Source organism: Serratia sp. SM04 (assembly GCF_040280225.1).
Classification (GTDB): domain Bacteria; phylum Pseudomonadota; class Gammaproteobacteria; order Enterobacterales; family Enterobacteriaceae; genus Serratia; species Serratia sarumanii.
Window position 1 is genome coordinate 403,823 of the sequence record NZ_JBEOQT010000002.1, and the last position, 12,660, is coordinate 416,482.

General features: G+C 59.9%; 15 protein-coding genes. 10 read left to right on the forward strand and 5 right to left on the reverse strand.

From position 1 onward, the window contains the following. Nucleotide 1: 1 nt before the first annotated feature. Both ABTW55_RS04890 and ABTW55_RS04895 read right to left on the reverse strand, forming a co-directional pair. Entirely contained in the window at nucleotides 2-1,105 is a 1,104-nt protein-coding gene (locus tag ABTW55_RS04890; protein ID WP_043146926.1) for a suppressor of fused domain protein, read from the reverse strand. Between the two features lie 164 nt (nucleotides 1,106-1,269). Continuing rightward, nucleotides 1,270-2,142, reverse strand: coding sequence for an oxygenase MpaB family protein (locus tag ABTW55_RS04895; RefSeq protein WP_060420018.1), 873 nt, complete (start codon nucleotides 2,140-2,142; stop codon nucleotides 1,270-1,272). Nucleotides 2,143-2,383: 241 nt separating this feature from the next. Here ABTW55_RS04895 and ABTW55_RS04900 point away from each other — a divergent pair, with 241 nt between their 5' ends. The 4 genes from ABTW55_RS04900 (at nucleotide 2,384) to ABTW55_RS04915 (ending at nucleotide 5,616) form a co-directional block, all read left to right on the forward strand. After that, on the forward strand, nucleotides 2,384-2,827 hold the full coding sequence (locus tag ABTW55_RS04900; RefSeq protein ID WP_015377088.1) for an acetyltransferase: 444 nt from the start codon (nucleotides 2,384-2,386) through the stop codon (nucleotides 2,825-2,827). 264 nt (nucleotides 2,828-3,091) lie between these two features. After that, on the forward strand, nucleotides 3,092-4,117 hold the full coding sequence (locus ABTW55_RS04905; RefSeq protein ID WP_041034030.1) for a methionine ABC transporter ATP-binding protein: 1,026 nt from the start codon (nucleotides 3,092-3,094) through the stop codon (nucleotides 4,115-4,117). Continuing rightward, a complete protein-coding gene (locus ABTW55_RS04910; protein WP_033653452.1) occupies nucleotides 4,110-4,778 on the forward strand; it encodes a methionine ABC transporter permease in 669 nt (222 codons plus the stop codon). The genes ABTW55_RS04905 and ABTW55_RS04910 overlap by 8 nt, the downstream gene beginning before the upstream one ends. Before the next feature lie 19 nt (nucleotides 4,779-4,797). Then, nucleotides 4,798-5,616, forward strand: a complete 819-nt coding sequence (locus ABTW55_RS04915; protein WP_033653453.1) for a MetQ/NlpA family ABC transporter substrate-binding protein — start codon at nucleotides 4,798-4,800, stop codon at nucleotides 5,614-5,616. 35 nt (nucleotides 5,617-5,651) lie between these two features. On the opposite strand, the gene ABTW55_RS04920 is transcribed toward ABTW55_RS04915, so the two are convergent. Continuing rightward, the gene (locus ABTW55_RS04920) at nucleotides 5,652-6,296 is read right to left on the reverse strand and encodes a TetR/AcrR family transcriptional regulator (protein WP_033637579.1); all 645 of its coding nucleotides are present in this window, start codon (nucleotides 6,294-6,296) and stop codon (nucleotides 5,652-5,654) included. A gap of 176 nt (nucleotides 6,297-6,472) precedes the next feature. Here ABTW55_RS04920 and ABTW55_RS04925 point away from each other — a divergent pair, with 176 nt between their 5' ends. From ABTW55_RS04925 to dapF, 3 genes are all read left to right on the forward strand, one after another. Beyond that, the gene (locus ABTW55_RS04925; RefSeq protein ID WP_033637578.1) at nucleotides 6,473-6,730 is read left to right on the forward strand and encodes a DUF1471 domain-containing protein; all 258 of its coding nucleotides are present in this window, start codon (nucleotides 6,473-6,475) and stop codon (nucleotides 6,728-6,730) included. A 193-nt stretch (nucleotides 6,731-6,923) separates the two neighbouring features. Further along, entirely contained in the window at nucleotides 6,924-7,181 is a 258-nt protein-coding gene (locus ABTW55_RS04930; RefSeq protein WP_033637577.1) for a YdgH/BhsA/McbA-like domain containing protein, read from the forward strand. Nucleotides 7,182-7,295: 114 nt separating this feature from the next. Then, a complete protein-coding gene (dapF, locus tag ABTW55_RS04935; protein WP_047568715.1) occupies nucleotides 7,296-8,171 on the forward strand; it encodes a diaminopimelate epimerase in 876 nt (291 codons plus the stop codon). On the opposite strand, the gene ABTW55_RS04940 is transcribed toward dapF, so the two are convergent. Further along, nucleotides 8,146-9,444: an SLC13 family permease gene (locus ABTW55_RS04940; protein WP_060420020.1), complete on the reverse strand. Its 1,299-nt coding sequence runs from the start codon at nucleotides 9,442-9,444 to the stop codon at nucleotides 8,146-8,148. The genes dapF and ABTW55_RS04940 overlap by 26 nt on opposite strands. Nucleotides 9,445-9,528: 84 nt before the next feature. Then, the gene (locus tag ABTW55_RS04945) at nucleotides 9,529-10,434 is read right to left on the reverse strand and encodes a helix-turn-helix domain-containing GNAT family N-acetyltransferase (RefSeq protein ID WP_079656317.1); all 906 of its coding nucleotides are present in this window, start codon (nucleotides 10,432-10,434) and stop codon (nucleotides 9,529-9,531) included. A gap of 481 nt (nucleotides 10,435-10,915) precedes the next feature. On the opposite strand from ABTW55_RS04945, the gene ABTW55_RS04950 reads away from it, so the two are divergent. The 3 genes from ABTW55_RS04950 to ABTW55_RS04960 are packed head-to-tail and all read left to right on the forward strand — an operon-like array spanning nucleotide 10,916 to nucleotide 12,615. Continuing rightward, the gene (locus ABTW55_RS04950) at nucleotides 10,916-11,587 is read left to right on the forward strand and encodes a CsgG/HfaB family protein (RefSeq protein ID WP_060420025.1); all 672 of its coding nucleotides are present in this window, start codon (nucleotides 10,916-10,918) and stop codon (nucleotides 11,585-11,587) included. Between the two features lie 18 nt (nucleotides 11,588-11,605). Further along, a complete protein-coding gene (locus ABTW55_RS04955; protein ID WP_033637573.1) occupies nucleotides 11,606-11,962 on the forward strand; it encodes a DUF4810 domain-containing protein in 357 nt (118 codons plus the stop codon). Continuing rightward, the gene (locus tag ABTW55_RS04960) at nucleotides 11,959-12,615 is read left to right on the forward strand and encodes a DUF799 domain-containing protein (protein WP_033647017.1); all 657 of its coding nucleotides are present in this window, start codon (nucleotides 11,959-11,961) and stop codon (nucleotides 12,613-12,615) included. Before ABTW55_RS04955 ends, ABTW55_RS04960 begins: the two co-directional genes overlap by 4 nt. The last annotated feature ends 45 nt before the right edge of the window (nucleotides 12,616-12,660 follow it).

Genomic DNA, 12,660 nt, shown 5'->3' on the forward strand with positions numbered 1-12,660 from the left:
GTCAGCACACCGGCTGGCGCGGGCGGAAAATATGGTCGACGCCCTGCTCGCGCAGCCGGTTCACCAGATCGTGCCCGCCGTTCGGCGTGGCGTGCGCCAGCTGCCGCTCGGCGGTAAACACTGGGCTGGCCCAGAACAGGTTCACCGGATCGCCGTACTGCTGCGGCAGAGTCAGGTGCGCGTTATGCGGGTAGAAGGACGACGATAAAATATAGCCCTCGTAGCCCAGCGGCGCCACGTCCGACTCCAGCGTATGCCCTTCGCCGATCCAGGTCAGCCGCGCCCACGGCGCATGCGCGAAACCGGCCAGCGCGCTGGCCATCTGCACCGCGTTGTCTTCGGTCATGTATTGGCTGTCGATGGCGATCGCCATCTCCATACGGCGATAGCGCGAAGCCTCGTCGTTGAACAGGATCTCCACCCACGGCATCGGCCGGATGCTGACCCCCATGGTGAGGAAGTAATAGATGCCGTCGCGCTCGTGCTGGGTGATGGCCATCGGCGGCCACTTGCCCTGATCGATGGCGTAGTACTTCACCGAAGGGCCGAAATGCGACTCATAGCGCGCCTGAAAATCGCGCTGCATCTTCGGCCACGGGTTGCCCTCTTCACGCTGCCAGCTGCGCCAGAACTGGCGGGTGCTCTCCGCCTGCGCATACTGGGTGTTGGTCGAGGCCGAACCGAGCGGATAGGCCAGCGGGCTCTCCTTGATGCAGCTGGCGGAATAGCACACCGAATGGTCGATATACAGGCTCCAGCCGGGGATCACCGCCAGCAGTTGGCCGTAATACCACAGGGCCGCGCCGTCGTCGCTTTCGCTCCACACCACCATCAGCCCTTCCGGGTTCAGCGGCGCTTCGCCTTCCAGGTTGCGGCAATACTCCGCCGCCAGCATCGGCGGCTGCCCTTGTTCCAGCGCGGCGCGATCTTCCTGCAGCGGCGCGGCGGCCAGGTTGCGCAGCCAGCAGGCGCGCACCTGATAGCGATCGCTGTAGGCTTCGGCGGGATAGATATAAAAATAAGCTGCCCTGCTCCCTTGCTGAACCACCGCAACCAGCGTCTGGTTCTCATTGCTGACTTCAGCAAGTACGTATGACTCGTTCATATCACCTCAATAGGGTCAGGGCGCGGCAGAATCGGCTGCGCGCAAAAAATGGAATGTGGCTTTTGCCCCCAAGTGTAAAACGCATTACTGGCCGGATCACCCGTAAAAGTCTCAAAAGCGGCCGTAAACGAAGATAAACAAAGACTAATTATAGCGGCTGTGGCTCATGACGGCTGAGTGATGCGCCGCACCGCGCGCTGATAGGAGCCGTTGCGCATCGACGCGCCCAGCACCTTGCCGAGGCCTGCGGCGCCCGTTCGCACCAGCCGCCGCCGCAGCGCGCCCGGATGAAAACCGAACTGCCGCTGCGCCCAATCGGGCAACAGATCGATGCCCGCCTGCATCACCACCCCGCCGAGCGGGCGCGCCAATGCGCTCGGCGCCGGCGCCTTCAGCAGAATGCGCGCCACCTCTTGCGTGCGTTCATCGCAGACCAGCTGCGGCCGCATCGCCTGCAGGTACTCTTCGACCTCCGCGCAGGACTGAGGAATTGCGGTCGCCCCCAGCGCGGCGGCCACGCGCGCCGCTTCGCGGTAGTATTGATCCTGCAAATCGCGGGAAAGATGGGGGTTGCGGTAGCGCAGGTGGCTGGCCAGAAAACGGCTGCTCTCCGCGACGTGCACCCAGGTGAGCAGCGCCGGATCGCTGGCGGCATAAGGCGTGCCGTCGCTGCCGACGCCGGTCACCCGCAGATGGATGGCTTTGACTTTGGCAATCAGCCGCTGCGCCTCGGCGGTCGGGCCGAAGGTGGTGACCGACACGAACTGGCTGGTGCGGCGCAGGCGGCCAATCATATCGTCGCGGAAGTTGGAGTGATCCCACACCCCGGCCAGCGCCAGCGGGTGCAGCATCTGCAGCAGCAAGGCGCTGACGCCGCCGCACAGCATCGGGGTGAAATCGCGGTGAACCTGCCAAATGACCGACTGCGGGCCGAACAAGCCCGGATCGCCCGGCGGGTTCTCAAAATCGACGCCGCCGAGCGCCAGCCCGGTCAGGCTGAGCACCTGTTTTTCTATCGCTGCGCGTACCGCTTCCATCCTGCTGCCCTCTCGCTCATTCAGCGGCCAGTGTATCACGCGGCGAACGCCCCATTGCGCCCTGCGGCGGTTGAAAGCATTAACTTACTGAATTACATTTATTATACCGCTGGCAGAAAGGCGGGCCTATTCGATCCACTGCAGAGGCGCTTTGCAGGGCGTTAACCCACGTTAATTCGGCACTAACCCCACAAAACCTCTATCTAGTTTTTTTCCTCCAACTTAGATAGCAGAGAGTTCGATGATTACCATCAGAGCACGCGCGGCGGAAGACAACGCGCAATTGGCAGATATCTGGCTGCGTTCGGTGCGCGCCACTCACCATTTTTTAACCGAAGACAACATCGCGCAGCTGTTCCCGCTGGTGCTGAACGACTACCTGCCGGCGGTTAACGTCTGGGTGGCCGAAGAGCGGCCGGGGCACCCCTGCGGCTTTATCGGCCTGAACGGCAACAAGGTGGAGATGCTGTTTATCGACGCCGATCAGCGCGGCAAAGGGGTGGGCAAAGCGCTGCTGACCCACGCGGAAACGCTGCACGATGAGCTGCAGCTGGACGTGAACGAGCAAAATCCGCAGGCCAGCGGTTTCTATCGCCACTACGGGTTTGTCATCACCGGCCGCTCGCCGCTCGACGGCCAGGGCAACCCGTTCCCGCTGCTGCACATGAAGCTGGACAAACGCTAGCCCTCCCGCCGGCCGCCCTGCGGCCGGTTTTCTCCCCCCCTGTTTCACCCGCCGTTTTATATATCAAATCAGAATAAGTAATAGAATTTACATTCTTCCTGTCACTATAAACCCTCGGTAGGATTGCCCGGTATTCACCCGCAACAGAGGTTCCGTCCGCCACTCCCCGCCGGGTTGTGCCCGCCGAAAAGCCGAACGATCCCTGTCCGGCGCACCGCGCTCTGGACGGAATGCTGTGATGTATCGATAAGGATCCGCTTCGCTATGATCGTTCTTTCGAACGTTTGCAAAACTTTTGACAGCACACAGGGCCGCGTAGTGGCGGTAGACAACGTCAGTCTGGCGGTAGAGGCCGGGCAAATTTACGGCATCATCGGCTACAGCGGCGCCGGCAAAAGCACGCTCATCCGCCTGCTTAACGGCCTGGAAACGCCCACCAGCGGCCGCATTGACGTAGGCGGCTTCGATATCGCCCGCGCCAAAGGCAGCCATCTGCGCCAGGCGCGCCTGAAAATCAGCATGGTGTTTCAGCACTTCAACCTGCTGTGGTCGCGCACCGTCAGCCAAAACATCGCTTTTTCCATGCAGATCGCCGGCGTGCCCAAGGCGCAGATTGCGCCGCGCGTGGCGGAACTGATCGCGCTGGTCGGCCTGCAGGGGCGTGAAGACGCCTACCCTTCGCAGCTCAGCGGCGGCCAGAAACAGCGCGTCGGTATCGCCCGCGCGCTGGCCAATAACCCGAGCGTGCTGCTGTGCGACGAGGCCACCTCGGCGCTCGATCCGCAGACCACCGACGCCATTCTCGACCTGCTGCTGGACATCAACCGCCAGCTGAAATTGACCATCGTGCTGATCACCCACGAGATGCACGTGGTGCGCAAAATCTGCCACCGCGTGGCGGTGATGGAAAACGGCCGCATCGTCGAAGAAGGCCCGGTGCTCGACGTGTTCACCCGGCCACAGCAGCCGATCACCCGGCAGTTCGTCAAACAGGTGTCGCAGTATGCGGATACCGAAGAGAGCTTCAACCCGCTGCTCACCGCCCATCTGCCGGGGGCGATTTTCAAGCTGACCTTCGTGGGTGTGCAGACTCACCAGGCGGTGATCGCCGAAGTGATCCGGCGCTACGCCCTGACCATCAACATTCTGCACGGCAAGATCAGCCACACCCTCAACGGTTCGTTCGGCGAACTGTATATTCACGCCGAAGGCAACGAACAACAAGTCGCCGACATGCTCAGCCTGCTGCACGAAAGAGATATCGCCGTCGAGGTTATCCAACATGATTGAATCCCTGTTCCCCCACCTGCGCCTTGACTCACTGTGGGACGCCACCTGGGAAACGCTGTACATGACCGGCATCGCCGGTTTGGCCACGCTGGTGCTGGGCATCGTGCTCGGCGTGCTGCTGTTTTTAACCTCGAAAGGCCAGCTGTGGCAGAACCGTGCGGTCTACTCGCTGATCTCCGTGTTGGTCAACGTCTTCCGCTCCATTCCGTTCATCATTCTGATCGTGCTGCTGATCCCGTTCACCAAATCGCTGATCGGCACCATTCTCGGCGCGGATGCGGCCCTGCCGGCGCTGATCGTCGGCGCGGCGCCGTTCTACGCCCGGCTGGTGGAGATCGCGCTGCGCGAGGTCGACAAAGGGGTGATCGAAGCGGCGCGCTCGATGGGCGCCAAAAACCGCACCCTGATTTTCCGCGTATTGCTGCCGGAAAGCTCGCCGGCGCTGGTTTCCGGCATCACCGTCACCCTGATCGCGCTGGTGAGCTACACCGCGATGGCCGGGGTGATCGGCGCCGGTGGCCTGGGCAACCTGGCCTATCTGGAAGGGTTCCAACGCAACCACAGTGACGTGACGCTGGTGGCGACGCTGACGATTCTGCTGATCGTTTTCGTCATTCAGTTCATCGGCGACACCCTGACAAGAACGCTCGATAAACGTTAATTAACCAAGGAAAACGATGATGAAAAAGCACCTACTGATGTTGGCTTTCGCCTCCGTCGCCACCCTCGCCTCTTACGGCGCCGCCGCGGCGACCAAGCTGGTGGTCGGCGCCTCCAACGTGCCGCACGCCGAGATCCTCGAACAGGCCAAGCCGATACTGGCGAAGGAAGGCATCGACCTGCAGATCAAGCGCTTCCAGGACTACATCCTGCCGAACACCGCCTTGGCCAGCCGCGACATCGACGCCAACTACTTCCAGCACGTGCCTTATCTGAACTCGGTGCTGAAAGACCACGCCGACGACAAGAGCTACGACTTCGTCAGCGCCGGCGCGATCCATATTGAGCCTATCGGCATCTACTCGAAGAAGTACAAGAGCCTGAAAGATCTGCCGGAAAACGGCAAAATCATCATGCGCGACGCGGTGGCGGAAGAAGGCCGCATCCTGTCTATTTTTGAGCGGGAAGGCGTGATCAAGCTGAAGCCGGGGGTGAGCAAAGTGGACGCGCGCATCACCGACGTGGTGGAAAACCCGAAACACCTGAAATTCCAGGCCAACGTTGAGGGCGCGCTGCTGCCGCAGATGTACAACAACGACGAAGGCGACGCGGTGGTGATCAACGCCAACTACGCCATCGACGCCGGGCTGAACCCGACCAAAGATCCGATCGCGGTCGAAAGCGGCGAAAACAACCCGTACGCCAACATCATCACCGTGCACCAGGCCGACGTGAACAAACCGGAGATCGTGGCGCTGGTGAAGGTGCTGCACTCCAAACCGATTCAGGACTTTATCCGCGAGAAATACCAGGGCGCGGTGATCCCGGTCAATCAGTAATGGGTTACACGGCCCGGTAAAAGCCGGGCCGGTTGTTACACCTTATTGCCAATCTGGCTGAGCCGCGGCCACACCAGCATCAACGCCTCCAGCAACCGCAGCAGATCGCTCCGGCTTGCCCCTTCGCGCGCCTGCACCGACATGCCTTCAATGGTGCAAATCACGTATTTCGCCAGCAGCGTGGTGTCGGTTTTCGCCAGCAGTTCGCCCTGCTGCACCTTGCGATCGAAGCAGGCCTTCAGCGCCGCTTCCTGCGCATGATGTTTCCTGCGCAGCATCTGGGCGACGTCGTCGGACGCAGACGACAGCGCGGCCGAGGCGCACACCATAAAGCAGCCTGACGGCGTATCGGGGTCGGTAAACACTTCAACGGAAGAGCGCACGTAGGCCTCGACGATCTCGGCCACCGGCAGATCCTGCTCCAACAGTTGGTTGGTGCAGGTGGTATATTTTTGCAGATAGCGTTCCACCGCCGCGCGGAACATTCCTTCCTTGTTGCCGAATTCCGCATACAGCGTCGGCGCCTTGGCGCCGGTCACTTCCACCAGATCGGCCAGCGAGGTGGCTTCATAACCGTGCCGCCAGAACAGATCGAGCGCGCTTTCCAGCGCCCGGTCGCGATCAAATTGTTTCGGTCTGCCGCGGCTTTTCTTGCCGCAAACCTCTTCATTGATGCTCATCGTTCCTCTCCTATCCCGCTCCACGGCAGGGTTAGCACAAATAAATTAACGATCATTATAAAAAAATATTGCGCCTTCGTCGAGAACCGATTAGCATTTAGTTATCGATCGTTAAGATAATTTAGCGAAGCGGATTAAAACCCTCTATTCACCGTTATCGGAAAGGAATTAACATTATGAAAAACTTAAAATTAACATTAGCAGCTCTCACTCTGGCCAGCGTTTCCTTCGGCAGCTTCGCCGCCGATTTAGTCCAGAACCAACCGGCAGACCAGCAGAAAGTGGGCGTCATCACCGTCAGCGGCGCGTCCGATCTGACCTCGCTGGAAAGCAGCCTGGCCGCCAAAGCCGATCAGGCGGGTGCCAAATCCTTCCGCATCATCGGCGCCGGCGGTAACAACCAGCTGCATGGCACCGCAGAAATCTATCAATAACAAGACATTAATCCAGCGGATCGCGAGAAATTCTGCTTCCGACGCCAGGGCATCAAAAAAAATTAATTAACGAGCATTAAAAAAATACTTGCAATCCGTGAAACCGGCATCTAACATTAAATTATCGATCGTTAATTAATTTAACGACCTTACAAAACAAACATCGTAAAGAACATAGATAGGAAATAAGACCATGAAAAACCTGAAAATGACCATCGCCGCCATCGCACTGGCCTCCGTCTCCTTCGGCAGCTTCGCCGCCGAACTGGTCAACGCTCAACCGGCCGATCTGCAAAAAACCGGCGTCGTTACCGTCAGCGGTGCTTCCGACCTGAGCAGCCTGGAAAACAAACTGGCGGCCAAAGCCGACGCGGCCGGCGCCAAATCCTTCCAGATCATCGCCACCACCGGCGACAACAAACTGCACGGTACCGCGATCATCTACAATTAATTGCCACACCGGCAATCGTGCAAAAGGGCGGCTCAGGCCGCCTTTTGTTTGTTTTGACGCCAACGTTCTGTTGTAAGCTATAACAACCTTTTTTTTGCTGAGCCGAGCAACGACATGACTCCCCTGCTGTTTCACAAATATCACGGCCTGGGCAACGACTATCTGGTATGCCACCGTTCGGTCGCCGATCGTCTGAGCCAGGAACAGATCCGCCTGCTGTGCCACCCGCATTACGGCATCGGTTCCGACGGCCTGCTGATCGACAGCGGCGACGCCGTCAATCCCACCCTGCGCATCATCAACCCGGACGGCTCCGAAGCGGAGAAAAGCGGCAACGGCCTGCGTATCTACGCGCGGTATCTGTTCGACAGCGAGCGCGTGGGGCATCAGCCGTTTCTGGTGCACACCGCCGGCGGCGACGTGCGTTGCCAAGTGGCGGAAGACGCGCATCAGATAACCGTGGAGATGGGGCGCGCCAATTTCAGCCCGGCGGCGCTGCCGGCCTTGATCGATCTGCCGGAGGCGCTGAACTATCCCCTGCCCCTGAGGGAGGAGACGTTAAGCGTTTCGCTGGTGTCGATGGGCAACCCGCACTGCGTGGTGCCGGTGGAGAAACTTGATCTGGCGCAGGTGCATCGGCTCGGACCGCAGATTGAACGCCATCCGCTGTTCCCGAAACGCACCAATGTACAACTGGTGGAAGTGGTCGATCGCCAGACGCTGCGCATCGGCATCTGGGAGCGCGGCGCCGGTTTTACCCTCGCCTCCGGCAGCAGCAGCTGCGCCGCCGCCAGCGTGATGCGCAAGTTGGGACGAGTCGGCGATCGGGTTAGCGTGCGGATGCCTGGCGGCGAACTGCAGATCGCCTTCAGCGGCGATTTTCAGGTCAGCATGCGCGGACCGGTGCATAAAATCGCCACCCTGACGCTGGACGAAGATTGTTTTGCCGGCGGCGCGGGGCTGTTTACGGGATCCACCCCAGCAGTCTGAACCACAGATAGTCCAACGGCACCAGCAGCGCAAAGCTGAGCGCGGCCAACAGCAGGCACAGCTTCAGCCCTTCGCGCGCCGGCACTTTGCCCATCCCCATCGCCACCACGATCGGCGAAGCCTGATACGGCAGCAGCGGCGTGGCGTAACCGATCACCTGGGTCATCAGCACCGTCAGCAGCGGCAGGCCGCTGCCCGCGGACAGCGCCTGCGCCAGCGGGGTAAACAGCGCCGGCACGCCGTTGGCGGTCACCACGAAATTCAGCAACGCGGTGATCCCCACCAGCGAACCGAATGCGGTGAACGGTTTGCCGTGCAGATCCGGCATCATCGCCAGCAGCGCACCACCCAACCGATCGCCAAGCCCCGAGTGGCTGACCAGCGCCGTCAGCCCCAGGATCCCCGCCACGTAGATGCAGGTGCGCACGTTAACCCCGGCGGCGAACTGCTCGCCGTTGAGAAACCCGATACGCGGCAACAGGCACACGCAGGCCGCCGCCAACCCGATCCAGGCGGGAGCGATGCCGTGCCAGCTGTCGGTCATCCACAGCAACACCGTGGCGCCCAACAGCGCGATCAGCCGCCATTCGGCGGCGCTGAGCGGGGTTTGCGCCGCCTCGGCCGCCACCGGCTGCGGCCGCGCACGGAACAGGCCGCAGATGCACAGCGTCAGCAGTGCGCCTTTGGCGATCCCGAGCACCGGGGCGTGCAACAGCAGGTAAGAGAGATAAGCGAAGTGGCTGCCGTAGGCGCTTTCCGCCGCGCCGCTCATCACCAGGTTGGGCACATTGGCCGGCAGGATGCTGGCGGAGAGCTGGAAGGTGCCGAACCCCACCGCCAGCGCCAAACCGATGCGGCCGCGCGAGCCCTCCGCCAGACCGGCGCGATCGGCCAACGCCATGACGATCGGCATCAGCAGCGTAATGCGCCCCATGTTGGAAGGCATGACAAACGCCAGCGCGTAGCTTATCGCCACCACGCCGCCCACCAGGCGCGGCCAGGAGCCGGCCAGGTGCGGCAAGAGTCGGTTGGCCAGGCGATCCGCCAAGCCGGTGCTGCGTATGGCGGTGCCCAGCACGAAACCGCTGAGCACCAGCCAGAATGCGGAAGACGCGAAACCGGAAAAGGTCACTGCGGCGGGCGCCAGCTGCAACACCATCACCGCCGCGAAGAACAGCAGCGCGACCAGATACTCCGGTAAGCGGGCGCTGGCCCATAGCGCGATGACCACCAGCGTGACCAGCGCGGACAGCGCCATCGGATCCCCCAACATAGTTTCCTCCCTGATAAAACGTTGTGATTGTTATCAAACGGTTAACAGGGTGGCACAAGGCGCGGGCGCTAACCTTGAAACCGCTCACATATCGTCGTTCTGCAGATTTTTCAGCATGCACACGTTGCAGCCGTGATGGCCGGTGTTGCCGCGCCGTTCCGTCAACAGCGTGAACCCCAGCGCGTAGTACAGCCCGATCGCCTCTTTCAACTGTTCGGTGGTTTCCAGGTAGCAGTAGCGATACCCCGCCGCCCGCGCCGCCTTAAGCGCCTGCACCACCATATAGCGCGCCATGCCCAGCCCGCGCGCGCCGGGCTTGAAGAACAGTTTCTGCAGCTCGCAATAGCCGGGCTCTTCGCCCGCCAGCGGCGCCATGCCGACGCCCCCCACCACCTGCCCGTCCCGCTCCAGCACCCAGTAGTGGCCGCCGTTGTCGCGATACAAGCCGGTCAGCCGATCGAGATCCGGATCGTGCAGGCTGACCCCTTCCATCTTGTCCATGCCGTACTCGCGAAACACGTCGCGAATGATCGCCGCCATCGCCGCATCGTCGCGCGCGGCGATCGGCCGCACCCGCAGGTTGGCGTCGCGCTGTTTGCGCGCGCTGCGCAGCGCCGCGGTCATCTTTTTCATCGCCGCCGTGGTGCTCGCCAGCTCATCGTCGTCCAACTGCGCCAGCGCTGCCTGCATAAAACCGTCGGCGTCGCTCTCGATGCCGGCCAGCGCCTTGCCGCCCTTTTTACTCAGCCGATGCAGGTTGTGCCGCCTGTCATCCGGATGATCCACCGTTTCTATCACGCCGGCGGCCACCAGGCTGCGCAGCGCCCGGCTGGCGCTGGCCTTGTCGATGCAAAGCCGGGCCGCCACCTCGGTGACGCCCAGCGGCTGCTCGCTGACTTCGATCATCAGATGGATCTGCAGCGGCGAAAAGCGCGAGCCGTTGCTCTGCTTGTTCAACATGCCGAATTCTCTGACCAAACTACGCGCCAATGCTCTGAAATCCCTGATGTTCACAATTGATATCCCCGATTAGCTACCGATGAAAAATGACACTTGGTTGATAGTGTTACCTATTTTTCACTACCTTAACGGATCATCAAGCCGCCATGAATCCCGGCATAACACAGGAGTTGATGCAAAACGTAACATTACTCAATACAACAAACTGATTAGTTAAAATATTTCAGGATTAATGGCCATATGTTTGCGATTAAAAAGACAATAACCCAGACAAAAAATGCACAATCGTGGAAAACGCTGTGATGACAAGAGAAAATTGATACTAATTCATTGTATTCCAATAGGTTACAACAATGTTAATAGCGGCATTAATGCCGATATCTTGTTGTAATTTGTTACATACTCATGGCAGGATCGCGGCGTTTCCATAACGGCGACAACGTTCGTTATGTCAACGTCGGGCGCGGGTTGCTCCCGCGCTGTTTTATGCTCATGGAGAGATCGCATGCCAATGAAAAAATCACTCGCCGTCTGTTCCGTTGCCCTTTCCGTCACTTTGCTGGCGGGCTGCGCGACCGAATCCTCCCGCTCTTTGGAAGTGCCGAAAGTGGCTTCCTACAACACCACTTATCAGGGCCCACGCAGCCCTATCGCCGTCGGCAAATTCGACAACCGATCCAGCTACATGAACGGCATCTTCTCCGATGGCGTCGATCGGCTGGGCAATCAGTCCAAGACTATCCTGATCACGCATTTGCAGCAGACTGGCCGTTTCAACGTGCTGGATCGCGCCAACATAGAAGAGTTGAAAACTGAAGCCGGCATTAAAGGGAAGGCGCAAACGCTGAAAGGCGCCAACTATGTGATTACCGGCGATGTCACCGAATTCGGCCGTAAAGAAGTCGGCGATCATCAGCTGTGGGGGATTTTGGGCCGTGGTAAATCACAGGTCGCTTACGCCAAAGTCAATCTGAACGTCGTAAACGTACAGACCTCAGAAGTCGTCTATTCCGCTCAGGGTGCCGGTGAATACGAACTGTCCAATCGCGAAATCATCGGTTTCGGGGGCACCGCCAGCTACGACTCCACCCTCAACGGCAAGGTGCTGGATCTGGCCGTGCGTGAAGCCGTCAATAACCTGGTCACCGGTATCGAAAACGGCGCATGGCGCCCTGCTAACTAACGGAATAGAAGCAGAAAGATGATAACTAAAAAAATGGGCGGGGCGCTGTTTGCAGCGACCCTGCTGGCCGGCTGCGCCGCGCCGAAAACGCTTTACAATTGGGATGGCTACCAGACTTCTCTCTATCAATACTACCAGCAGGAGGGGCAAAGCCCTGAGCAGCAGATCGCCACGCTGAAAGAGATCGTCGAGAAATCCCGCGCCAAGGATAAAGCCGTACCGCCAGGTCTGCATGCGCAGCTGGGGCTGCTGTACAGCAAAATCGGCAACGACGGACAAGCCATGAATGAATTCAACACGGAAAAAACGCTGTTCCCGGAGTCGGCGCCGTTTATGAATTTCCTGATGGCCAGGGATAAAGGGAGCTTTAAATGAAACGTGTACTCACTTTCCTCGCCGTTGCCGCCACCCTGTTGCTAAGCGGCTGTGCCAAGCAGACGCCTTATGACTATGCGGCGTTCCATGAGAGCAAGCCGAAGTCGATCCTGGTCTTGCCGCCGGTTAACCAGTCGCCGGACGTCAAAGCCAGCCACAGCGTGCTCGCCAGCGCCACCTTGCCGCTGGCCGAGGCCGGTTACTATGTGTTGCCGGTCGCTGTAGTGGAGGAAACCTTCCTGCAAAACGGCCTAACCAACGCCAACGACATCCGCGCCGTCAGTCCGAAAAAACTGCACCAGATTTTCGGCGCCGACACCGTGCTGTACCTGGATGTCACGCAATACGGCACCAGCTACATGGTGATCAGCAGCGAAACCCGCGTTACCGTAGCCGCTCGCCTGGTCGATCTGCGCAACGGCAAACAGCTGTGGGCCGGCACCGCCACCGCATCCAGCAACGAAGGCAACAACAACTCCGGTGGCCTGCTGGGCATGGTGATCAGCGCCGCGATTTCGCAAATCGCCGATACCATCAGCGACAAAGGATTTGATGTTGGCGCCATCGCCAACACCCGCCTGCTATCGGCGACAGGTCAGAACGGCGCCATTCTTTATGGCCCACGCTCACCTCATTACGCCAGCCAACGTTAAGCCGTCTCTCGGGCGGCCTTCTCGGGCCGCCTATGCCAAACTTGT